Consider the following 23,799-nt stretch of genomic DNA (forward strand, 5'->3'; position numbering starts at 1 on the left):
GCAGTATTGGCTGCCCGGAAGAATACTCGCGTCCATGCCCGACAAGATCCTGCACGTTGCCGACTCCGGACTGCCGCGCCGTCCATGCGCGGCTGGCGCCGTGGTGGACCTGCGCAGCGACACCGTGACGCTGCCGACCCCGTCGATGTACGGCCGCATGCAAACAGCCGCACTGGGAGACGACGGCCTGGACGGCGACCCGACCGTGCGCGCGCTCGAGGCACTGGCAGCGAGGACACTGGGCAAGGAGTCTGCCCTGTACGTGCCGACCGCCACGATGGGAAATCTCCTGGCCGTGCTGTCGCAGGCGGAGCGCCGCTCGCAGGTCGTGCTCGAAGAGTCCGCACACATGTTCGTCTCCGAGCGCGGCGGCGCCGTGTTCAGCGGCGTGACCTACACCGGCATTCCGGGCGTGGCTGGCGCGATGGACCTGGAGAGCCTCGCGCTGGTGCTGAAGTCGTCCAGCGAATTGCGCACAGATCTGGTCTGCATGGAAACCACGCACGGCAACGCGGGAGGAGCGGTGCTGCCGCTGGACCACATGCGGGCGGTCTGGAAGGCATCCAGTGACGCCGGCGTGCGCGTCCACCTCGATGGCGCCCGGCTCTTCAACGCTGCCGTGGCGCTGGATGTCGATCCAGTCGCGATCGCGTGCTGCGCCGACACGGTGACCCTCTGCCTTTCCAAGGGGCTGAGCGCGCCTGCCGGCGCGGTGCTCGCCGGGCCGTCCGCCACCATGGCCAGCGCCAGACGGTTGCGCAAGATGCTCGGGGGCACGCAGCGCCAGATCGGCGTGGTTGCCGCGGCGGGACTGGACGCCCTGGAAACCATGCCCGCACAGCTCACCCAGGACCATGCGTCGGCGTCGCGCCTGAGCGAGGCATTGCGCGCTGCATTGCCCGACGGGGTCAGCATCAGCACGCCGCCCACCAACATCGTCTTCGTCGACCTGCCCGAGGCCGCACCCGACAGCCTCGCCTGGGCGGAGGCACTCAAGGAATGCGGTGTCCTGGTTCGCCCATGGGGTCCGCGCAGGATCCGGCTCGTGACGCACCGCCACATCGACGCGGCCTGCGTGGATGCCGCCGCCACCGGATTCCGGCGTGCCGCGCAATCGCTGCTTGCCTGAATGCGTTCTCGCACGGACGCGCCTCCCTTCGAACACATCGCGTACTACCAGGAGCCTTGACGACCATGCCTTCCATCTGCCGCCGGGATTTCATCGCCTCTGCCTTCCTGATGGCCACCGGCCTGGGGAGTGGCAACACATTCGCCGGCGGTTTTCCCAGCCGTCCCATTCGCCTGATCGTGCCGTACGGTCCCGGAGGCGGTTCCGATTTTGTGGCGCGGCTGGTGGCCCAGAAACTGACCGAAACGGCGGGATGGAGCGTCGTCGTGGACAACAAGGCCGGGGCCTCGGGGCTGATCGGCACCGATGCCGCGGCCAAGAGCGCCGCGGACGGCTACACCTTGTTCCTTGCGGACGCCGCGCACGCCACCAATGCCGCGGTGCAGCCCAAACTGCCCTTTGATCCGATCAAGGATTTCTCGCCGCTCACGCTCGTGGGCTCTTCGCCGCAACTGCTGGTGGCGCATCCGTCGCTTCCGGCCAACTCCCTGCGCGAACTGATCGCGCTGCCACGTGCCCTTGTGCGCGAATACGGCGTGGGAACACCAGGGCAGGGGTCCGTGCCGCACCTGCTGTGCGAGACGCTCAAGCGCAAGACGGGCATGGAGCTGGTGCACGTGCCCTACAAGGGCGGCAGTGCCGCCTTGACCGATGCTGTCGGCGGGCAGGTCGCCATGGTGATCAATTCCGTGCCGGCTTGCATGCCGCACATCGAAGCGAAGCGGCTCAAGGTCCTTGCCATTGCCAGCGCGGCCCGGCATCCGAAATTGCCGGACGTGCAGACCTTCTCCGAAAGCGTGCCAGGCATGGTGGGCGGCGCATGGTATGGCGTGATGGCCCCTGCCGGGGTGCCCGCAGAGCTGCTGCAGCAGCTGAACGCGGCCATCGACAAGGTGCTGGACCTGCCCGATGTCAAGGCCAGGTTGGAAAGCTCGTTCGTGGATTCCATGCCCCGCGGGCCGCAGGCGTTCTCCAAGTACCTGAATGAAGAAATCGTGCGCTGGAAATCGGTCGTGAAAGAGACGGGGGTCACCATCAATAGCTGAGACGCCCCCAGATTGACATTGCTGGGGCGATGTGGAGGGTTTGCTTCATGGCGAAATCACAGAGAGGCTTGGGCACCTAAGCATCTGAGCCGTACCCTGGCAAATCTGACCGCGAACGCGCGATGAAAAAAGCCTGCTATCTGTCGATAGCAGGCTCTCAGCAACTGCGCGCTCGGTGGTGGTAGTGAGCCTTGCGTGGCTCGAACACCCGATCGCAGATTAGGAGTCCGAAATCAACTCAGGAAACCTACGGCGCTTGCTGCTTGTCGATCTTGCCGCCGCTTCGATCTTCGCCTTGACTTGGGTTGTCACGCGCGGAATGCCCTTGCTTGAGATGTTGAAAACGCGGCCGGGCGCTGCCTTCGCTGCCTTTGCGGGCTTCCTGATGGCTGTGGGGCTAGTCATGGGGACCTCCGACAGAGAATTTCTCACCCGTATAGGTTAGCAGTTTGACCCAGGACCTGCTGCCAGGCCGCAAATCGAAGGTCATCAGGCGCTGTGATCCTTCCGCCTCCCACCATGCCGGATCGACGTCCAGAATATCCTGGACAGTTCGACAGCCCCGCAGGTGCGGCGCGCTGCGCTGTTCATCGGGTAAGAGTGCGGCGTCAAAACCAAGCTTCGGCCAAACCTTGAACCCGACGTGGCGTTCCTGGAACCCTTTGCCGCCCGCGGCGATCAGCGAGATTTCGTCCAGCCCGGCCAAATGAGCGGTGATGGCACCCAAGGTGAAAGCAATGGCGCCCAGACCTTGGGGCGTCTGGTGCTTGTCCAGGAAAAAGTGGTCAATGTGTATGCCCTCGATGAAGAGACCTACAGTGCCAGTCTCTTCACTGAAGATCCCCAATCTGTTTTTGTGGCCCGCCTGGATGACCTTGGCGTTGATCACCGTGAAGTACATGCCTGGCGGCGCATCGTCGCGTCCCGGCCGTCTCTCGGCTTGTCCGTGCACGCGGCTGCCGTCGAAAACGGAGAACAGGTGGACGAACTCCAGCGTCGACAACGTACCGAAAGCGAACTCAAAACTGTTTGTTGGCCCGAGCTCAACGCCATCGAACCTGACGCGCGAGCCAGTCAGGTAAGTTCGCGTGATTTCATGGGCAAGCAGGACTTGGTGCAAGTCAGCGAGGTGTGATCGATAGAAGGGCGTTTGTTGAAGTGGCACGGTCCGAAGTCAAAACTAGATTGAAGCGCTCAGGCCGAGGGCTTCATGTTCATGATGTGGCTTTGCAATTTGCGAGGAATGGGCCGAGTTGGGCTGTAAGGCACGGTGCTCCGGGTTGTTCCACGCACCCAAAGCGATGTCTGCAGGCGTGGGGCCGGTCGGTAAATCGAGCGACGGTGGAATGTGCTTTGGCCTGACGCCGCGCAGGTGTTCTGGCCTCAGATGGGTGTATCGCTTGAGCATCTTCCAGTCCTTGTGCCCAGTCACAAGCGCAGCCTGCTCGATGGTGAACCCCGCCTCGAAGAGGCGACTGGCTGCTTCGTGCCGAAGATCATGGAACTTGAGGTCCTTGATCCCCAATTCCTTGCAGGCCCGACGGAAGGCTGTCCCGACAGAGCGGCCGTTGTACGGAAAGACCAAGCTGCTGTTCCCGGAGAACGGTTTCTGCTCCTCGAGAATGGCCCAGGCATCGAAGCCCGTGACATCGAGCAATGGCACCTTCTGGTCATTGCCGTTCTTGTCCCGTGGATCTTTTCGGTCACGCACGATCACGGTACGAGCCTTGGCATCGATGTCCTCCCATCGGATGCGGCAGATCTCGTCCTGGCGCATCGCGGTGGCGACCGCGAACCGCATGATTCGGCCCAAGGGGATGATCTGCCGTGAATTGCTGGCGAAGTAGTCGGCAAGCGCCTGCAATTCGTCGAGGGTAGGGCGGCGGTCGCGTTCCCGCCCTTTGCCGACCAGGCCCAGGCGCTTGAGCGCGATGCGGGCCAAGTCGATGGGCTCTACCTGAACACGAACCCCGTGGACGGCCGCCGCGTGAGAAACTACCAGCTTGATGTAGCCGATGTCCATGCTGATGGTGACGGGACCGGCGCCTTCCTTGGCGCGGTCCTTGCCGAACTGGATGAGCCGCTCGCGCGTGAGGTCCTTCAGCTTCAGCTTGCCCAGCTTCGTCTTGAGCGCATCGAGGGTGAAGGCCTTGGAGCGCCGAGGCGCCCGCAGCACCTCCTTCATGTCGGTGATGGACAAATCGGAAACCTGAGATAAATCAACTACTTAGGGGCATCCGTGTGCAGCGCGTGTGCACTGGTTTTGGCAAGTTGGAAGCGTTTCAGGTGATCTAGGTCATCGACCACCTGTCTGTCACGTCGGAGGTCGCGGGTTCGAGTCCCGTCCACTTCGCCAATAAATCAACGGGTTGCAGCAGAAATGCCGCAACCCGTTTTTCTTTGGCTGCGTCCGTGGGAACACTTATGGGAACACTTGAACTGGCGTGATGTGTTCTCCTTCTGTTGAGATACGCGGATCTGTGGCTCGAGATTGGACTTAGCCTCCATCGACTGGACCAGTCGAAGAGGCCGCATCGGCTTCAGCGGACGCTCTACGCCGGTCCATGCGACCCGAAGAGCGGTGGTGAGATGGCATTGCCCGTGGTACCGCTCCACGGTCTTCGCCGTGGTGCGAAAACATCCTTGCAGCCGATCGTCGGATTGCCATTGAGGTCTTGACCTCTTCAGGAGGAGGCAACTGCGGAAAGATCAGCGCATTGGGATTCGAGTCGTTGCCGCCTCCGCCGCAAGCGCTCAAAGCGAGCACAAGCAACAATGTACCGGCACATGACGCGGCCGCAGCAGCACGCACTTCTTCTTTTCTGGATGAATGAAGTCGTTGGATGTCTTTGAAGTTGATGGGTCACGATCAGCGCGTCAGATCTCTGTGGTGGCCGATGAACCAGTCGAGGTCCATGGCCAGCCTGTTGTCGTTGGGGGGCAGGTAGTGATCGGTGCGTTGCCAGAAGCGAAAGCCTTGCTGCGCCCAGGTCGCGGGCAGACGCGGCGCATTGCGTTGCGACCAGTCGGCGATCCATAGCGGGTAGCGCGCGAAACGCTCGTCATCGAGCCACTTCGTTCCCATGTCCCAGTTGGTATAGATCATGGGAACGCGATCTCCCTGCCGCTCCAGCGCTTGCAACGCGCGCAGCAGATCGGCCTGCACCTTCTCCTTCGATGGCGGTGCACCGGGAGGGAAGCTCTCGGCCTCGAAATCGAGCGCGGGGGCGATGTCGCCCTGCTCGGACGCGCCGCCCAGCATGCGAAGGTAGAACTGTGCTTGCTGGTCAGCGTCGATATCGACGCGGTAGAAGTGATAGCTGCCCCGCACCAACCCGTTGCTGCGAACCGCGGTCCAGTGGCGATCGAAGGTGGGATCAGCGGTCAGACCATCGCTGGCGCGAACGAAGACGAAGCTGATGCCCGCCAGCGATCCTTTCAGCTGGTCCACCCAATTCCCGTTCCATTTGGACACGTCCAGACCGTACAGAGGGCCCGCAGGTGTAGATGCGGTGGGGGTAGGCGTGGGCGCGGCAACAGCTGGCGTCGGTGCGCTGATGGAAGCCACCGACGCATGCGTGGCAGGCAAATCTTGTTGCATGGACACAGGCGCCGTGCGCACTGCGGCGACAGGCGTGGGGCCAGGCCCGGCCGTGCGTTCGTCAGGACGGACTGCGCCACCCAGCTGGATTCCCGCAATGGCGGCGCACACCAACAGGGTCAGCCAGGTCACCACGTTCAGACGAAGCATGGTCCGCGCAACGGCGGCGATGGTGCGAGATCCACCGCTTGGCGCTCTGGCATGCACTGCTTCCACCGGGACGCAAGCAGGGGCCGGTTGCGGTGCTGGACGCACGAGTGCCAGCAGTTCTTCCAGCGCGAGAGACGCATGCAGCGTCCCGCGCGCCCATTCGCGGGCCAGCGTGAAAGCATCGCCCTCAAGGCGCAGCCCCTCATACGCAACTTCGCCGCGGACACTGAGCACCTGGTGCGGCTCGCAGCTGTAGTCGCCTTGCGCGTTGAGCACGACGCGCGAGCGCTCGGGGCGCACGGCGTCGAAGGCCTCGCCGACCACCAGCAGGGGTGGCGCCATGTCGCCCTCGTCGTGTTCGACGGCGAGATAGCCTTCGCGTCGCAGCCACGCCAGCAAGAGCAGCAGCGCCATGAGTGAACGCCGCTCGTCCTGGGCCGCATCGGCCGTGGCCAGATGTGCGGGCCGCACGTAGCAATAGCCGAAGTGCCCGCGTGGCTGAAGGATCAACGCACGTCCGGCGGCGCGGCTGAAATGCAGGCGTGCCAGGAAGGCCGGGGCCGAGATGGGCCCGATGCGTGCCACCAGCACCAGGCACTCCAGCCAGGCGATTTCCTGTGAGTCGAAGCGGCGCATGGTGTGTCTCCTGTTGCCGGGGCTGCGAGCCGCTCGAGGGAACGCACAGCGCCTGGCCGATGCGTCATCGGGCCGTGGACGCTGGCGTTCCTGCCGGGCTCAGGACAGCACGACGTGGAAATTGAACATGAAGGCGTTCCAGTTGATCAACGTGACTTTGGCCTGGTTCGGATGCGTCGGGTCCGGTCCGCGAAAGCCGTAGGACCAGTTGCCGTTGGGGCCGCCCGGATGCGTCTGGCACCAGATCCGCAGGTTGTTGGCCTGGGCCGCCGGCATCGAGTAGTTGCCGGTGGGGTCCGTTCCGCAGTTGAAGAGCGTTTCGCCGGCCTGGATGCTGCAGGTGACCGGTACGACGCCGTTGTTGGTCGTATTGACGTTGATGGTGCCCACGGTGGGCGGGTTGTGGTCGTACGCGGCGAACGCGGCGTTGATGCAGTCCTGCATGGAGGCGAGGGTGATTTGAGGCATGGCTTGCTTTCGGATGGCTGGTGGAAAGAAAACTGGGCGGCTGTCGGCCCACCCGAGGAGCCGCGTGCGTACTCCGGGAATCGCTGCGCTTCACGCGGAAAACTGAAGCGGGTGCTCCTGTGCGGTCGTCTGGTTGCGCCTCACGGGCAGGTGGCCCTGCCGGTGGCTCCCACTCAGAGCGCGCAGCTCTGCGTGCTGTTGGGCCCCGCACCCGGCGGCGCGTCGATGGGACTCGGGCTCGCGCCCAGCAAGTGGTAGTGCTTGCTGCCGAAGTTCCAGTGCGCCCCGCCCCACCAGAGGAAGTTGGTGATCACGCGCTGGTTCATCGGCATCGCCGGCGGCGGCAGTGCGAACGGGTAGTTGTTGGGGTTGTAGTTGCGGACGATGGGCGCTGCGGCCCAGGCGGCCGGTACCGGCCCCGGCTGCACGGCGTCGACATAGGCCGCAAAGTGAATGACGTAGTTGCCCGCGTGCAGCGCCGCCAGGCTGCGGTGCGAGGGGTCGTGCAACACGCGCCAGTGGCCGGCCGCCAAGGCTGGTGCGGCCGGGTCGACGGCGCTGGCCACGAAGAGGGCGCACCCGTTCATGCCGGTGGTGAACAGCAGGTGCGCGTCGGCCGGGCCGGGCGCGATAGGGATGTCCACATAGGGCAACGCGTTCAACGCCACGCCGCCAATGCCGGCATGGCAGTAGTACGCGTCGAGCGTGGCGAGCGGCGCCAGGGGCGGCTGCGGCACCACGCCACCCGCGGGCACGGCGGCCGGCTGCATGCGCAGCCGCGGCAGGCTGCCAGGCGCCGGCGCCACACCGGGTGCGCCGGTGCTCAGGGTGAAGCGCGAGCGCTGGTTGTTCACCGGCGGGAAGGCCCCGCCCGGCATGTTCTGCCCGATCTGGTCCAACACGATCGGTGACCCGGCGATGAAGGTCAGGGGGTTGGCGAGGAAGGTCGCCGCATTGTCGATGGCCATGGCATTCTCCTGGTTGATGGGGCCGCTCAGGGCACGGAGCCCGTGACGTTCCAGATGGTGCCGCTGTCGAGGCTCTGGTTCAGCGCCGAGATGGCGGCGGCGGCCCCGCCCCTCTGGTTGGCGGCGTCGCCCATCGCCTGGATCGACCCGGCGACGAGTGCGCATGCGGCCGTGCTGTTGCCGATCTGCACCTGCAGGTTCGCGGCGCCGGCGGCGTTGTGCCCCTGCATGTCGAGGCGGGCCACGCCCACGGCATGGAGCGTGCCCGGCCCGCGTCCCAGGTCCGCGAACACGAGTTGGGCGATCACGTCCTGGCAGGCGTTTCGCTGGGCGGCATTGGGAACGATGATGCCGGCGATGGGGTTGCCGCTGTTGGCTTTGACGATGGGCATGATTTGTCCTTTCTGGTCGACTGATGAAATGGGGGGATAGGGCGCTCAGGCTGTCGCCGCCTCGGGCGCCGGCGCGGGCGCGGCGCCAGACGCAGCCGGCGTCGAGTCGTCGCCGGCGATCGCGAGGTAGCGGCCGGGGAAGTACTTGGCGACCCACATCTGCGCGAGCTGCACGCGCGTGATCGGCTTGGTGTAGTACATGATCGGCACGCCGATGTTGCCGGCCAGGGCCTTGTTCACGTAGTCCTCGAAGGCGACCATCATCGAGTTGGTGTCGATGATGTTGTTCTGCGAGTTGTCGATGTCGTTCAAGGCCGACAGTGCAGCGGTCACCTTGGCGTTCTGCATCGCCACGAACTGGCCGCCGGTGCGGGCCGCATTGGCCGAGGCATCGACCGAGTCTTGGTCCGCGGACGTGGCGTTCTGAAGCTTGGCCAGCGCAGCCATGCTGCTGGCGCCGTCGCTGTCGACGAAGCCCTTGACGCTCATCTGCACCTGGTTCGACTTGATCGAAGGGATCGAGCCCATCGCGACCAGGGTGCAATGCGAAGTGATGTTCTGCGCGCTCAGCAGGTTCTTCGCATCGTTGGAGAAGCTGTTCTCCACGCCGAAGCCGCCCTGTTCGTCGGCGAACCAGCCGCCGATCTTGAACGAGGTCTGCAACTTGCTGGCGACCGAGTACATGTCTTCGCTGGAGTCGGTGGTGGTGGTGTTGAGCACGTGCACCATGCCGATGAAGCAGGAGCCGTAGACGGCGCCCGAGAGCAGGGTCAGGCACTTGTCCTGGTCTTTTTCCACCTGCTTGGCGATGGTGGCCAGCGCCGAGGCCGTGGAGGTGTCGATGAAGAGATCCGGGTGGCAGACATTCCAGACCCGGATGGCCTTGTCGACGTCGATGATGAAGGGCGCCAGCAGCTGCGCGTTCTTGTGGGTGCAGGTGGCGCTGATCACCAGCGTGCCGACGACGTCGTGACGCTGGTGCTGGCTGTTGGTCTGGCTTTGTGCGGCCGTGCTCGCGGCGCCGGAGATGGAGTCGCCGAGCCACGATGTTTCGTCGCTGACGAAAGAGGCGATGGTCGCAGCATGGGTCTGGCTGCTCTGCGCATTCTTGTCGAACGCGAAGTACTGGACGTTCATCTTCATCGAGTCGGCCGAAATCGGCATCGACTTGATCTGCGTGCGGTTGTAGTCGATCGGGCTCTCGGGCCCCGAGCCCACTGCCTTGATCTTGCGCTTGAGCGGCAGGATGTCCTGCTCGGACTGGATCTTGGCCTTGCTGTATTCCACCGCGGCAGCCGTGATCTGCTTGTTGACCTCGCCGCGCTGCTTGGCCATGTCGGAGGTATCCACGTCCATGTCCATCAACTCCTGGATGGTCATGTCGAAGCTGCGGCGCAGGGTGATCAGGTCATTGAGGTGATCCTCGGCGTCGTCCGCCGGGCTTTGCTTGGCCGCGATTTGCGAAAGCAGATCGAGTCGCTCCTGCGTCACGAGGTTGCCGAGTGCGAGGGTCGGGTCGTAGGGAATGGTGGAAGGCATGGCGTTCTCCTGTTCGTCGAGGGTTGATCGAGCACTGCGCTCGGTGGTTGGGAATCGGTGGGCTGTTCGTGAAGTCATCGTAGGAACGGAGTGCTCTAAACGGTTTAAAGTGTTGCTAAACGTTCCTAAAGGGTTCGCACCTGCATGCCGCGAATGCGGCGGTGCTCGTGACGAAGCCCATTCGATCGATCAGGCAGGGAGTCGTCTTTCGTTGTCAGCCAGGTCGCCTCGCCAGGGGCGCCAAGGGGCGACCGCACCAGGAGCTTTCAATGGCCGCCTTGCGTCACGTTTGCATTTCCGATTTGCATCTGGGTGCCGGCTACAGCCTGCTCACCGGGATCGACGGTGCGGGCCATGTGGCGCCGGGAGCGCGTTGCGAAACCCTGGTCGCGCTGATGGACGCGCTGGCTTCCACGCTGGCGCCGCTGTGCGACGACGAGCCTCCAACGCTGGTGCTGCTCGGCGATGTGCTTGACATGGGCCTGTCGCCGATGAACACGGTGTCGCAGGCGTTCCGCATGTTCCTGCGCGAACTGGCGCGACTGCGCAGCCAGGGACTGCGCCTGTCGCCGCGAATACGGGTGGTGCCAGGCAATCACGACCATCACCTGTGGCGCATGGCGCAAGACCAGACCTTCGTGAGCCGTGCGAGATCCGGCGCGGATGCCGACATGCCGCAGATGACGACGCTGATGGATGCGCCGGGTCGCTCATGGCCGAGCTGCGAGTTGCTCGCCGCGCTGGCGGGCACCGAGCCGGGGCTGGACGACCTCCGTTTCGAACTGGCCTATCCGAACTTCGGGTTGGTCGATGCGGCCCGCCGTCGTGCGGTGGTGCTGCACCATGGCCACTATGTGGACCCGATGTACCGCGCGATGTCGATCCTGGTTGAGCACCAGACGCCGCGGCCGCCCCATGCGCCGCCGCGGCCGTTGACCGTGGAGCAGATCGAGGCCCGCAACGGCGCGTGGGTGGACTTCCTCTGGTCCGATTTCGGCAACGCCGGTGCCGTGGGACTGGAGTCCGAGAAGCTCTATGAAATCATGCGCGACGCGGGCGCAGCGCAGCGCTGGTCGCAACATCTCGCACGATGGATCACCGAGCGCCTCGGCGAGACCCTGGACGTTGCCGCCGTGATGCCCCTGATCCAGGGCGTCACCGTGCAGCAGGCCGTCAGCGGGGTGGTGGACGCCACGCTGGTCCGTGGCGCCGAAGCCCAGCGCAGAGACTACCGGCACCTGGTCACGCCCGACGACGCCGCTCAACTGCGGTGGTACCTCGGAGGCGCAGTGACGACGCAGTTGAAGAGCGAGGGCATCGATCCGCGGGACATGGACCTGCGCTTCGTCTACGGTCACACGCACAAGCCCTTCCAGGACGAGTTGCCCGTGCCCGGGCTGGTGCGTCCGGTGAAGGTCTACAACACGGGCGGTTGGGTGATGGATCAACCCACGATGACGAGCCCGCAGGGCGCGGCCATCGTGCTGATCGATGGCGATCTCAACCTCGCGTCGCTGCGGCTGTTCAATGATCCGGTTCACGGTGACAGCCCTGCCGTTCACGCTGCCGGCACAGGGACCCCCAGCGATCGTGACAACCCCTTGGTGCTTGCGCTCGATCAGGCCGTGGCGCATCACGCCGACGACTGGGAGCACTTCACCCGTTGCGTGGTGGCCGCTGCACAGCTTCACGCACGTGACTTGCTGGACGAGTTCTTCGACCCTTCGGCAAGCGGTGGCGATACCGGCCCGTCGCAACACCACGCTCGACCACCGGTGGCTGTGAACGGAGGTCCCGTATGAACGGCTACCAGACCATCTCACGTCCGCCCACCGAGATCGGCGACAGCTATGACGTGGTCGTCGTGGGCTCCGGCTATGGGGGCGCCATTGCGGCCTCCCGACTGGCGCGTGCGGGCCGGACCGTCTGTGTCCTGGAGCGTGGACGCGAGATCGCGCCCGGGCACTACCCCAACGACCTGCAAAGTGCACAGGCCGATCTGCAGATGGACGGCCCGCGCGGCAGGCTGGGGCCGCGCGATGGCCTGTTCGATCTGCGCATGAACGACGACATGCTGGCGATGGTGGGCTGCGGACTGGGGGGCACCTCGCTCATCAATGCCAATGTCGCGCTGGAAATGGACCCGCGGCTGTTCGACGACCCGGCATGGCCCGCATTGCTGCGCACCGACCCTGGCGTGCTGGAGCCCTATGCGCAGCGCGTGCGCACCGTGCTGGATGTGCAACCCTACCCCGAAGAGGCACCCGTTCTCAACAAGATGCGGGCGTTGCAACAGTCAGCGCAGGCGCTGCGGCGTCCGTTCCGCCGCGCGCCTCTCGCGGTCAATTTCAAGGAGCAGCTGAATCCCTTCGGGGTGCCACAGCCGGCGTGCAACAACTGCGGCGACTGCACCAGCGGCTGCAACGTGGGCGCGAAAAACACAACGCTGATGAACTACCTGCCCGATGCGTGCCGTCACGGCGCGCAGGTGTTCACCGGCGCGCTCATCACGCACCTGGAACGGGAGGGCACGCGTTGGCGTGTGCATTTCGAGGCCGTTCCACTGCGCTCGGCACGCGCGGGACTGCCATCCGAGCCCGTCTCGGCCGGCAGCGTCCTGGCCGACATCGTGATGCTTGGCGCGGGGGCGCTGGGTTCGACGGAGATCCTGTTGCGATCCAAGGCGCGTGGGCTTGCGTTGTCGGATCGCGTCGGCCGCTCTTTCTCGGGCAACGGCGACGTGCTCGCGCTCGGGTACGACAACTTCTGGCGCAACGGCGAACCGGGTCCGAATGGCGAATGCCAACCCGTCCCGGTCTACGGCATCGGCGCGGGCAGCAACAAGCTGCAGCCCGAGCAAATGCCCGGCCCATGCATCACCGGTGTGATCGACGCGCGCCGCGAAAAGAATCCGCGCGAGGGCCTGGTGATCGAGGAAGGGGTGATTCCCGGTGCGCTGGCGTCGCTGATGCCGCCGTTGCTTTTCGCGGCCAGCGCCATGGTCGGGGGCGAGACGCAATACGGCGCCAGCCAGGCCGCCACGCGTCTCGAAAGCGCGCAGGCACTGGGCGACGTGGTGCAGAACCGCCCCGGGTCCCTCACCGGGCAGTCCTACCTCGGCCCGGTCGCCCGCACGCAGACCTACCTGGTGATGAGCGTGGACGACGCCGGTGGCGAGCTCAAGCTGGTCGACGACCGTCTTCGCATTCACTGGCCGGATGCCGGCATGAGTTCCACCATCGCCAACGACCATCGTTGGCTGGCCGAGGCCAACGAAGCGGTGAAGGGTGTGTTCCTGCCCAACCCGCTGTGGAGCGATGCCCTGGGCCACAAGCTCATCACGGTTCACCCGCTGGGTGGCTGTGGAATGGCGGACGATGCGGAGCGTGGCGTGACCAACGCGGACGGGCAGGTCTATGCCGGCACCAGTGGCAGCGGGGTACACGAGGGGCTTTATGTTTGCGACGGCTCCTTGCTGCCTGCGGCCGCGGGTGTGAACCCGCTGCTGACCATCGGCGCGCTGGCGGAACGCTGCTGTCAGATCCTGTGCGACACGCGCGGCTGGACGCTGGATCTCACGCTGCCCGCTGCCCGGCCATTGCCTTACACGACTGATGAAACGGTGGCGCCGGAGAGCATCACGTCCCTGCAGGTGCAACTGGAGGAGGGCGCCGAGGATCTGCTGAAGTCGGCGTTGCAGCACTTGAAAGAAGGTGCGATCGACGCGGCGCGCAAGCTGTTGTCGCACTTGATCTCTGAGCACCCGGAGTACCTCAGCCCGAGCTTTCGGTTCACCGAGCGCATGCAGGGGTTCGTGAGCCTGGAATGCGAAGACGGTCTGGGCGAGGGCCTGTCGCCCAGGCTGGTCAGCCGCTACGAGCTGTCGGCCGCCTGGGGGCGTGCTGCCGGCCACGCGCTGGACTTCGAGCTCACCATTCGCACCGAGGACCTCTACCGCATGATCAGCGATTCTTCGCACGAGGCGCAGATCACCGGACAAGTGACCTGCGCGGCGCTGAGCCCCACGCCCATGCAGGTGCAAAGCGGCCATTTCCGACTGCTGCCTCCTGCGCCGGAGACGGTGGAGACCTGGACCATGCGCTACGAGATGACCCTCGCGCGGCCGGACGCCACACCGCTGCGCTTTGCAGGCTCCAAATGGCTGCACCAGCAGCCCGGGTCCTCGCCGTGGACCGACCTCACCACGCTTTTCGTGGACATCGATGAAGCGGGTCCCACGCCGCGCCGGATCGCGCAGGGCGTTCTTTCGCTGGGCCTGGAGGATCTCGCCTGGCAAGCCACCACGCTGTCGACGAGCCCGCCGCACGATCTCGACGGGTACCTCGAGAATCTGCTTCCGGAAGCCAGATCGGCCGTCGATCGCGCCTATCTGGCCAAGTTCGCGGGATTCTTCGGCCGCACCGTGTTTCGCGCTTACGGCGGATTGTTGTCGGATCTGGCGGCGGCCACGACAGCATCGACATCGTCCGCACCCCCGATCTCTTCGCGACGTATCCCTAGGCTTCCGGCCGCGCAGGTGTTTCCGCTGGACCTGGCCCATGGCGTGGTGCTGCGGCTCACCCGATACCAGGCGGGCTCCAAGGGACCGGTGATCCTCGCTGCTGGTGTGGCGATGCGGGCCTCATCCTGGACGGTCACGACGACATCGGAAAGCCTGGCCGAGGCGCTGTGCGCCCAGGGCTACGACGTCTGGCTTTTCGACTACCGTGGCAGCCCCGATGCCGTGGGCTCGCAACAAAGCTTCTGCATCGACGACATCGCGCGCACCGACTGGCCGGCCGCGGTGGACTTCGTGCGCCGTGCGACCCGTGCGGACACGGTGCAGGTGATGGGGCATTGCGTGGGTTCGATGAGCGTTCTGATGGCGTTGCTGGACGGCCTGCAGGGCGTGCGCTCGGTGGTTTCCTCGCAAGTCACGCTGCACCCGTTGACCTATTGGCTCAACCAGGCCAAGGCCGACATCGGCCTGGCGCGCTTGCTGGAGCACGGTCGGCAGCTTGGCGGCCTCTTCTCCCCGGTGCCGGGCACGACGCAGGCAGACCGCGAGGTGGACGTCATGGCCTGGAGCGTGCCGGTGCCGCAGGGGCAGACCTGCAAGAGCCCGGTGTGCAAACGGATCAATGCGTTCTTCGGACCGGTGGTCCTGCATGAACATCTGAACGAGGGAACGCATTTCGCCATGGGCGAGATGTTCGGCCCCATCTCCCTGTCCGTCTTCGACCAGCTCGCGCTGATCATGCGGCGCGGACGCGTGGTCGACGCGCAGGGCGGTGACACCTATCTCACGGCCGACAAGGCGCGCCGCATGGCCCTGCCCATCAGCTTCATGTCCGGTGGGTTGAATACCTTGTTCAACCCCGAATCGTCGCTTCGCACCGAAGCCTGGCTTGCGCAGCACAACGGGCCGCAGTGGTACCGGCGCCGTGTGATGGAGCGCTACGGCCATCTGGACAACTTCGTCGGGCGCGACGCCGCGCGCGATGTCTACCCCTGGGTGTTGGCGGAACTGGAGCGAGGAGACGCATCGCCTTGACGTGCCCGGGCGAGCAACATGCGCAGCGCGTTGCCGGCATCGCCCGCGACTTGCTCGCCGTGTGCCAGCGATGCAATGGCGACCTCATCCAGTCGTGCGCCATCGGCATACCAGGAAGCCAGCTCGGTCTGGGTGTGGAATTCAAGCACGCGGTCGCGGACGGCCGAAGCCACTTTCTGTTCCAGCCATGGCGTTGCTTCGCCGCGGTGCTGGCGGCCCGCGATATCGGCACCCTGCAGCATGGCGGCGTCACGCAGGCGCCCCTGTCCCGCCGCGAGGTAAGCCAGGGTGCCGGCGAACTGGCGCGCGCCGGTGGCGCGACGCATGAGCGGCAAGGCTTCTCGCAGGCGCTCCGTCGCGCGGTCCACCGCCCCGCGCTCCACGTCCAGGCGGATCAGGTACGAATGCGCGAAGGCCTCCGAGGCCGCCATCCTGAACTTGGCGCGTGCATCGCGTGAATCCAGGAATGCGAGCAGGCAGCTCTTGGCGTCCTCGAGCCGCCCTGCAAGGTGAAGGGCGACACTGCGGTTGGTGAGCAGGTAGGCCTCCGTGCGCGAGTCACCCGCAGCCTGTGCGAGCGGTATGGCACGTTCGATGCACGCCAACGCCGCGGCCGCATCGCCCTGGCCCAGATAGACAACTGCCGATGGAAAAAGCCAGCGCGCACGCATGGCACCGAGCGCAGGAAACTGGACAAACAAGGGCTCGCACGCATCGAGGTGCTGCTGCGCCTTGGCATATTGCCCGGCGACCGCGCTGATGAAAGCTGTCAGGCAATGCACCGCGACGAGTTTGTCGACCTGGTTGTGCTGCTTGAATACGGCGCCGGCCGAGTTCAGCAGCGCCATGCGCTCGTCGTAGGGCAATGCATAAAGCCCGACGACGGCCAAGCCGAACTCGAAGTTGGCGCGTGTGGCCTCGGGCGTGGTCGAACCGAGCAGCGAGCGCCCGGCCTGGAACCACTGGAGGCATTCGCTGAAGCGGCCGAGCTGGTACATCAGCGGTGCTGCCATTGCCAACAGGTCGAGCGCCAGCGGCGGGTCGCCCTCCGGTCCGCTGGTCCATTCGATGGCTGCACGCAGGTTGTCCACTTCGGGGGCGAAGGTCATCGTCCACTCGTCTTGCGTGATGCGCTCGGTCCCCTGTAGCGAGAGGTGGCTCCGAAGGGCCCGTAGCAGGCCTTTCGCGTGCCGGGTGCGCATCGCAGCCAGCTGGTCGTCCTCGGAGAGCTTCTCCAGAGCATAGGCACGGGCACTTTCGAGCAGACGGAAGCGCGGTCGTGCGTCGTCTTCGACGACCACGAGCGAGCGGTCGACCAGCGCCCCCAGCGCATCGAGCCAGGCGGCGTCGTCCCCACCCGGCGCCGGCTCGGCAACCTGTTCAGCCAACTCGAGGCCAAAGCCGCCGACCATCACACCCAGTCTGCGGAAGGCACTTTGTTCGCTTTCGGAGAGCAGCGCATAGCTCCAGTCGAGCGTCGCGCGCAGCGTTCGGTGACGCGCGTCGCGGTGGCGTTGCGCGCTGGTCAGAAGGCGAAAGCGCCTCGCAAGCTGGCGATGCACCCCGGCCACCCCCAACAGACCCACGCGACCGGCCGCCAATTCGATGGCCAAAGGCAAGCCGTCCAGTTCGCGGCAGATCTTGATGGCGGTGGCGACATTGCTGTCGTCGATGTCGAAGCGGGAGTTGCTGGCGCGCACGCGATCGCGAAACATGGCGATGGCGCCGGCTCTGCAAGCTTCATCGGCGCGTGTTCCGCTGGCCGGGACCTGAAGTGCACCGACTCGCAGCACATGCTCGACGTCCAGTCGCAGCGGCTCCTGGCTGGTGGCGAGCACGTGCACACCGCGCGTGCCGCTCAGCAAGGCCTCCGCGAAGATGGCGGCCTCGTCGATCACATGCTCGCAGTTGTCTAGTACCAGGCAAACTGACTGGTCACGCAGGCGCTCGGACAACTCCTCGATGGCCGGGCGCGTGCCTGCCAACTGGATGCCCAGCACTTGGGCGGCTTGGCTGGCCAGGTCGGCCGGCGGGCGCAAGCCCACGAGCTCAATGAGCCAAACGCCGTCGGCGAATGAAGCCGACAGCGTGTGGGCAGTCGCGACCGCCAATCGGGTCTTGCCAATACCACCAGGACCCACGACGGTGGTGAGCCGATACTCCGTGGCGACTTGGATCAGCTCAGCCAGTTCCCGGTCGCGGCCCAGCAGCGGCGCGCGAACGTGCGCGATGGCGGCGGAACCGCGCCATGCGGACGGTGGCTTCGGCATGGGCGGGGCTGTTGCGTCCGGCGTGACGACAGGTGCGGGACGGGCGGCGTCAGGCACTGCCACACGATCCACCTGCGCGCTGAGGCGATAACCCCGCCCGGGGATAGTCGCAATCAATTTGGCGCCGAGCACTTTGCGCAGTGCGCTGACCTGAACGGACAAGTTGTTTTCTTCAACCACCAATCCGGGCCAGACGCGATCAAGCAGCTCCTGCTTTGTCAGCAGTTGATCGCGGTGCTGGATAAGTACCAACAGCAGGTCGAAGGCGCGGGTTCCGAGAGCGACCTCCTCACCGTCAAGGAATACCGTGCGTTCGGTAGGGCGCACCTCGGCGAGACCGATTCGATAAATCTCTTGCATGTGAGGGTCGGCTGAGAGTTGAATCCGTGCGCAGTCCTGACAAGGGCTCCGCGCAGAACGCGGATGACGTTCACGGCGGATCAAGATTGGCACGAATCTTAAGGGAGCCCTCACCAACCGCGCATTTTCCGCACGATCCAGACGGACGTAGAAAAGATCGCCTCGGGAGTACCAGTCTTTTAGACGAGGGCGGAGTTTTTGTACGTGGCCTCGCATTGCCGACGAGCACAACAGTCGGGTGGGCCGGCCCATGCCAGAAAGGCTGCTGGATCCAATACGTCATGACTCAGAACGGCCGGAGCCGCTGGAAACCCGCCGTTCGCGCATGGACTACGAACACTACCTGACCAGGCAGCTCCAGCTGATTGCCGACAGGTTCCGATTGCGCCAGCAATGCCAAAGAAGAAACGCGGATTAGCGCATGCGGATTTCGCGCTTCGCTTTCCGTGCCAATGCCCGAAGAATCGCCCGTCCTGCCTTCGGGGTGAGTGTCTCCTCGTCGTATCCAAAGCGACGTTCCGCGGGCCCCCTGGGGTCCGTTTTTTTGGCTCGCGCATGCGGCTTCACGACGACTGGCGACTACAAATGAGCTCCTCTTCCACCAATCCCGACCACGCGGCGCAGGAAGCGCTGCGCCTGCTCGGCCCCGCGCCCGCCGACTGGGTGCCCGCGCATGCCGGCATCGATCACAACGTGGTCGTCGTCGGCGGCGGTCAGACCGGCAGCGCCTTTGCCTTCGCGCTGCAGCGCGCGGGCATCGGCGGCGTCAGCGTGATCGATGCGGTGGCCGATGCATCGCAGGCCGGCGTATGGCTCACGAGGGCGCGCATGCACAAGCTGCGCACCCTCAGGAACCTGGTCGGGCCCGAGGGCCCGGTCACGGCGCTGGGCTTCCAGGCCTGGTATGAATCGCGGCATGGGCAAGCGGCCTATGCCGCCATCGACCGCATCCCGCGCACCGCCTGGGCCGAGTACCTGGACTGGTTCCGCAGCATCACCGGCACGGCGGTACGCTACGGCACGCGCCTGATCCGCTTCGAGCCGGTGAGGGGGGTGGTGCCGCACTTGCGGCTGCACCTGGAAGTGAACGGCGAGCCGCGCACCGAGACCGCGCGCAAGCTGATCTTCGCGAACGGCGTGGCCGGCAGCGGCGCACCTTTCATTCCCGACCTGCTGGCAACGGCGGTGAGCCACGGCCTTGCGGCCCACACCGGCCACGCGATCGACTTCGCGGCGCTCGCAGGCAAGACCGTGGCCGTGATCGGCGCTGCGGCATCGGCCTTCGACGCGGCCGCTGTGGCGCTTGAAAGCGGCGCCGCGGCGGTGCACCTGTTCGCACGCCGCGACCGGCTCGCGGCCACGCCTGTCGCACGTGTGCGCGGCTATCCAGGCCTGTACGACAACTATCTTGCGCTGCCCGATGCCACGCGCTGGCACCATGCGGCACGCTACCGCCGCCTTGGCACCACGCCGCCGCTGGATTCGGTGGAGCGCGTGCTGAAGTTTCCGAACTTCCATCTGCATCTGGCCGCACCGTGGCAGGGCGCAGAGGTGCAGGGCGGCAAGGTCGTCGCCTCGGTGCACGACGAGCGCTTCCACTTCGATTTTGCGATCGCTGGCACCGGCTACACCCACGAACTCTCGCAGCGCCCCGAACAGGCGTCGCTGCGCGCTTGCGAGGCAGTTATTTTCCTGCTGCATTAAGAGGGGCGTGACCCCTCGTGGAGAGACCTACGGGGCGCGCTGCTGTGGAAACGGGCCGCTGCCTTCTGCAGTGCCTAACGCGATGGGTGTAGCGTGCTGGCGGCGGTGATCAACAGATCCGCCCTCACAGGCCCTTCCGGCCGCGCCAGAAGCCGTAGATGGCCACGGCGATGAGGAGGACCACCGCCTTGAGGATCATCCATTCGAGCACGCCATGGTCGACTGCCTTTCGATTGAGTGGATCGCAAGCCTAAACCTGCAGCGGCGCGAGCGCGCGGGGTATTTGTCATGTTCTTGCTCGGTCGAGGCAGGGCCTCATCGCGCAGCACACGCAGATTCAAGATGGCCCCGGTTCGTCCCATGACAAAGCATCGGGAACGGGCCGCCGTCCGCCCGGATTCCGGCCGGTGGTGCCGGACCGACGGAGCCTCAGTCCACATTGCGGTGCGGCCTTGCCGGGGTGGGTGGCCAGTGGGCTGGAAGGAGGCATAAAGACTTCTGCTTTAAACCCTACCTTGACAATGGCTTGGCCGGCGCCCACTGTCGCGCCCAATCTTGCCGATCTCTCCGATCTGGCGAGCGCGAAGGATGACCAATGCCGCGAACCCGATGAACACCTGGACCATACGACAGCGCATTCTGGCCAGCTTCGCCGCTGTGCTGGCGCTGATGATCGTCATGGGTGCTGTTGCCTATGCCTGCCTTGCGCGCGTGGCGGAGGACGCGACCGTCATCCAGAAGGATGCCGTGCCGGGGATGGCGGTCAGCGGTCAGTTGAAGGCCGCCTGGCTCGACAATTTCGCGCTCACGCAGAAGCACGTTCTCGAAACCGAAGATGCCGAAATGCGCAGTGTCGACGCGCAGCTGCAGGGCAACCGGGCCAGTCTCGAGAAGCTGTACCGCAGCTACGAGGCCACCATCTTCACGGCCAAGGACCGGGAGAATTTCGACGCATTCCTGAACCTTCGCGCTCCCTACCTGCGCGTGCAGGAGGATGTCCTGCGGTTGAGCACGGACAACAAGAACCAGGAGGCTCGGGCGCTGCTGCACAGCCAGCTCGATCCGCAGTTCGCGAAGCTCCGCGCCGCCCTCCAGGTCATCGCCGACTTCAACACGTCGAATGGCGAGGAGGCGGCCCGGCAGATCATGGGGGCGGTGACGACCGCCATCGTGTCCATCGTGGTCAGTCTTGCTGCTGCCCTTCTGCTTGCGCTGGCGCTCGGCTACGTGCTGCTGCAGTCGATCACGCGGCCGCTGGGCCGCTTGCTCACGGTTGCCGATGCGATCGGCGCCGGCGATTTCACCCAGCGGATGGACCTGGAGCGGCGCGACGAGTTCGGCACGCTGGCGCAGGGGTTCAATCGCATGACGGAGCAGCTGACGGTGCTGTTCGGCCAGGTGCAGAAGTCCGGCATCCAGGTCAACACCTCCGCGACCGAGATCGCCGCCACGTCCAAGGAACAGCAAGCCACCGCCAGCGAGATCGCCGCCACCACCACCGAGATCGGCGCCACGTCGCGGGAGATTTCCGCCACCTCGCGCGAGCTGGTGCGCACCATGAGCGAGGTGTCGGTGGTGGCCGAGGACACGGCCACGCTGGCGGGCGGCGGGCAGGAAGGCCTGCTGCGCATGGCGGAGACCATGCACAAGGTGATGGAAGCCGTCGGGTCGATCAACGCCAAGCTCGCCGTGCTGAGCGAAAAGGCCGGCAACATCAACCAGGTCGTCACCACCATCACCAAGGTGGCGGACCAGACCAACCTGCTGTCGCTCAATGCGGCCATCGAGGCCGAGAAGGCCGGCGAGTTCGGGCGCGGCTTCGGCGTGGTCGCCACGGAAATCCGCCGGCTCGCCGACCAGACGGCCGTGGCCACCTACGACATCGAGCAGATGGTCAAGGAGATCCAGTCGGCCGTGTCGGCTGGCGTCATGGGCATGGACAAGTTTTCCGAGGAGGTCCGCCGCGGCATGCAGGAGGTGCAGCAGGTCGGCACGCAGCTGTCGCAGATCATTGCGCAGGTGCAGGCGCTGGCGCCGCGTTTCGTGGCCGTCAGCGAGGGCGTGCAGGCGCAGGCCACCGGCGCCGAGCAGATCAGCCAGGCGCTCACGCAATTGAGCGAAGCCGCCCAGCAGACCGTCGACTCGCTGCGCCAGTCCGGCCAGGCGATCGACGGCCTGCACCTGGCCGCCGGCGGCCTGCGCAGCGGCGTCTCACGCTTCAAACTGGCGGAGGCGTGAGGCAAGCGAGGGCCGGCCAGATGCTGTTCCTCCTCTTTCAACTCGGCACTGAACGCTACGCGCTCGACGCAGGCCAGATCGTCGCCGTGCTGCCGCGGCTCGGCGTGAAAGAGATCCCCCACGCGCCCCCGGCGGTGGCCGGCCTGTGCCATTACCGGGGGAGCCCGGCGCCGGTGATCGATCTCGGTCAACTGGCGCTCGGCCGCCCGTGCGCGAACCGCCTGAGCACGCGCATCGTGCTCGTGCATTTTCCTGACCCGACCGACGGGCCCCACCTGCTGGGCCTGCTGGCCGAACGCGCGACCGAAACGCTGCGCTGCGACGAGGGCGACTTCGTGCCGGCCGGCGTCAGCATCGATGCGGCGTCCTACCTGGGCCCGGTGATCGCCGACGCGCGCGGGTTGATCCAGCGCATCGAGGTGCGGCACCTGCTGCTGCCGCCGCTGCAGGCGCTGCTGTTCCAAGAGACGGCGGCCGCGTGATGGACGTTGCCCCGTTCGAGCAGCTGCTGAAGCAGACGATGGGCCTGGACGCCGCCTCGATCGGCTCGGCCGTCGTCCGGCGCGCGGTGCAGGAGCGGCTGGCGGCCTGCCGGCTACCGGATGCGCAGGCCTACTGGGAGCGGCTCGGCAGCTCTGCGCCCGAGTTGCAGGAACTCATCGAGGCCGTGGTCGTGCCGGAGACCTGGTTCTTTCGCGATCCGGCGTCCTTCGCGGCGCTGGCACGGCTGGCTGGCGAAGACGGGCGCGCCGCGCAGGGGCCGATGGATCTGCGCCTGCTGAGCGTGCCGTGCGCGACGGGCGAGGAGCCTTACTCGATGGCCATGGCGCTGCTGGATGCCGGTTTTCCGGAAAGCGCGCTGCGCATCGACGCCGTCGACATCAGCACCCGCGCACTGGCGCGAGCGCAGGCCGCGGTGTACGGCCGCAACTCGTTCCGCGGCAGCGATTTGGCGTTCCGCGACCGTCACTTCGTCGCGACCGCAGGCGGCCACGGCCCGGTCGACGCGGTGCGCCGGCGGGTGCAGTTCCGGCACGGCAACCTGCTGGACGGCCTCATGGCCGAGGCGGAACGCTACGACGTCATCTTTTGCCGCAACGTGCTGATCTACTTCGACCGCGCCACGCAGGACCGCGCCATCGCGGTGTTGACGCGGCTGCTCAAGCCGCGCGGCTGGCTGTTCGTCGGCCCCTCGGAGACGGCCTTGCTGTCGGACCACGGCTTCATCTCCGCGAAGCTTCCGCTCGCGTTCGCCTTCCGCAAGGGGCCGGCGGCCGGCAGCGACACCAAGCTCCGTGCGACGCCTGCGCCGTTCATGCCCGTGCGCACGCGGGCTCCGGTGTCCGCGGCCCCGCCCACACCCGCCGCCCGGCTCCGAATGGTCCCCGCTCCGGCCGCGATGCCGCGGGCTGTTGCGGCGCCGGCCGAAGCCTCGACCGGCATCGACCGCGCGCGGCGTCTGGCCGACCAGGGTCACCTGGCCGACGCGGCTGCGCATTGCGAAGCGCACCTGCGCCGGCACGGTCCCTCGGCCGAGGTGTTCCACCTGCTCGGCCTGGTGCGCGACGCGAGCGGCAACGCGGAGGATGCCGCCGACCAGTACCGCAAGGCGCTCTACCTGGAGCCGGATCACCACGAAGCGCTGGTCCACCTCGCACTGCTGCTGCGCAAGCGCGGCGACGAGGCCGGCGCGCAGCGCCTGCAGCGGCGTGCGGGCCGGCTGCACCAGGGCGGCGGAGCCTGA

The 23,799-nt window shown here is 66.0% G+C and carries 14 protein-coding genes and 2 pseudogenes; 8 read left to right on the top strand and 8 right to left on the bottom strand.

Going from position 1 to position 23,799, the window contains the following annotated elements; all coding sequences use genetic code 11:
* The first annotated feature begins 34 nt into the window (after positions 1-34).
* Entirely contained in the window at positions 35-1,129 is a 1,095-nt protein-coding gene (locus tag RZE77_RS28625) for a threonine aldolase family protein (RefSeq protein WP_319443081.1), read from the top strand.
* 65 nt (positions 1,130-1,194) lie between these two features.
* The gene (locus RZE77_RS28630; RefSeq protein WP_319443082.1) at positions 1,195-2,175 is read left to right on the top strand and encodes a tripartite tricarboxylate transporter substrate binding protein; all 981 of its coding nucleotides are present in this window, start codon (positions 1,195-1,197) and stop codon (positions 2,173-2,175) included.
* Between the two features lie 397 nt (positions 2,176-2,572).
* Here RZE77_RS28630 and RZE77_RS28635 read toward each other — a convergent pair whose 3' ends face one another.
* The 7 genes and pseudogenes from RZE77_RS28635 to RZE77_RS28665 all read right to left on the bottom strand — a co-directional run bounded on the left by RZE77_RS28635 (position 2,573) and on the right by RZE77_RS28665 (position 9,929).
* Positions 2,573-3,295: a hypothetical protein gene (locus RZE77_RS28635; protein ID WP_319443083.1), complete on the bottom strand. Its 723-nt coding sequence runs from the start codon at positions 3,293-3,295 to the stop codon at positions 2,573-2,575.
* A 60-nt stretch (positions 3,296-3,355) separates the two neighbouring features.
* Positions 3,356-4,378, bottom strand: a pseudogene (locus RZE77_RS28640) (site-specific integrase); the annotation flags it as partial.
* Between the two features lie 666 nt (positions 4,379-5,044).
* The gene (locus RZE77_RS28645) at positions 5,045-6,562 is read right to left on the bottom strand and encodes a glycoside hydrolase family 25 protein (protein WP_319443085.1); all 1,518 of its coding nucleotides are present in this window, start codon (positions 6,560-6,562) and stop codon (positions 5,045-5,047) included.
* A gap of 99 nt (positions 6,563-6,661) precedes the next feature.
* Positions 6,662-7,030, bottom strand: a complete 369-nt coding sequence (locus RZE77_RS28650) for a hypothetical protein (RefSeq protein WP_319443086.1) — start codon at positions 7,028-7,030, stop codon at positions 6,662-6,664.
* Between the two features lie 173 nt (positions 7,031-7,203).
* Positions 7,204-7,998, bottom strand: coding sequence for a hypothetical protein (locus tag RZE77_RS28655; protein WP_319443087.1), 795 nt, complete (start codon positions 7,996-7,998; stop codon positions 7,204-7,206).
* A 26-nt stretch (positions 7,999-8,024) separates the two neighbouring features.
* Entirely contained in the window at positions 8,025-8,390 is a 366-nt protein-coding gene (locus RZE77_RS28660; RefSeq protein ID WP_319443088.1) for a hypothetical protein, read from the bottom strand.
* A 45-nt stretch (positions 8,391-8,435) separates the two neighbouring features.
* Entirely contained in the window at positions 8,436-9,929 is a 1,494-nt protein-coding gene (locus RZE77_RS28665) for a hypothetical protein (RefSeq protein ID WP_319443089.1), read from the bottom strand.
* Between the two features lie 269 nt (positions 9,930-10,198).
* Between RZE77_RS28665 and RZE77_RS28670 the strand changes: the two genes are divergently transcribed.
* Both RZE77_RS28670 and RZE77_RS28675 read left to right on the top strand, forming a co-directional pair.
* Entirely contained in the window at positions 10,199-11,731 is a 1,533-nt protein-coding gene (locus RZE77_RS28670) for a metallophosphoesterase (RefSeq protein WP_319443090.1), read from the top strand.
* Positions 11,728-15,483 carry an alpha/beta fold hydrolase gene (locus RZE77_RS28675; RefSeq protein WP_319443091.1) on the top strand — a complete coding sequence of 1,252 codons (3,756 nt, stop codon included), beginning with the start codon at positions 11,728-11,730 and terminating at the stop codon, positions 15,481-15,483. Before RZE77_RS28670 ends, RZE77_RS28675 begins: the two co-directional genes overlap by 4 nt.
* Here RZE77_RS28675 and RZE77_RS28680 read toward each other — a convergent pair.
* Complete coding sequence (locus tag RZE77_RS28680) at positions 15,435-18,113, bottom strand: ATP-binding protein (protein ID WP_319443092.1); 2,679 nt, start codon at positions 18,111-18,113, stop codon at positions 15,435-15,437. The two genes, RZE77_RS28675 and RZE77_RS28680, sit on opposite strands and share 49 nt — an antisense overlap.
* 555 nt (positions 18,114-18,668) lie before the next feature.
* Between RZE77_RS28680 and RZE77_RS28685 the strand changes: the two are divergent.
* The 4 genes and pseudogenes from RZE77_RS28685 to RZE77_RS28700 all read left to right on the top strand — a co-directional run.
* Positions 18,669-19,781: pseudogene (locus tag RZE77_RS28685) on the top strand (SidA/IucD/PvdA family monooxygenase); the annotation flags it as partial.
* A 645-nt stretch (positions 19,782-20,426) separates the two neighbouring features.
* Positions 20,427-22,055 carry a methyl-accepting chemotaxis protein gene (locus tag RZE77_RS28690; RefSeq protein WP_319443093.1) on the top strand — a complete coding sequence of 543 codons (1,629 nt, stop codon included), beginning with the start codon at positions 20,427-20,429 and terminating at the stop codon, positions 22,053-22,055.
* A gap of 20 nt (positions 22,056-22,075) precedes the next feature.
* Positions 22,076-22,537: a chemotaxis protein CheW gene (locus RZE77_RS28695; protein WP_319443094.1), complete on the top strand. Its 462-nt coding sequence runs from the start codon at positions 22,076-22,078 to the stop codon at positions 22,535-22,537.
* Entirely contained in the window at positions 22,537-23,799 is a 1,263-nt protein-coding gene (locus RZE77_RS28700) for a CheR family methyltransferase (RefSeq protein ID WP_319443095.1), read from the top strand. The genes RZE77_RS28695 and RZE77_RS28700 overlap by 1 nt, the downstream gene beginning before the upstream one ends.

Origin of the sequence: Variovorax sp. SPNA7 (assembly GCF_033807855.1) — a bacterium.
Taxonomy (GTDB): domain Bacteria; phylum Pseudomonadota; class Gammaproteobacteria; order Burkholderiales; family Burkholderiaceae_C; genus Variovorax; species Variovorax beijingensis.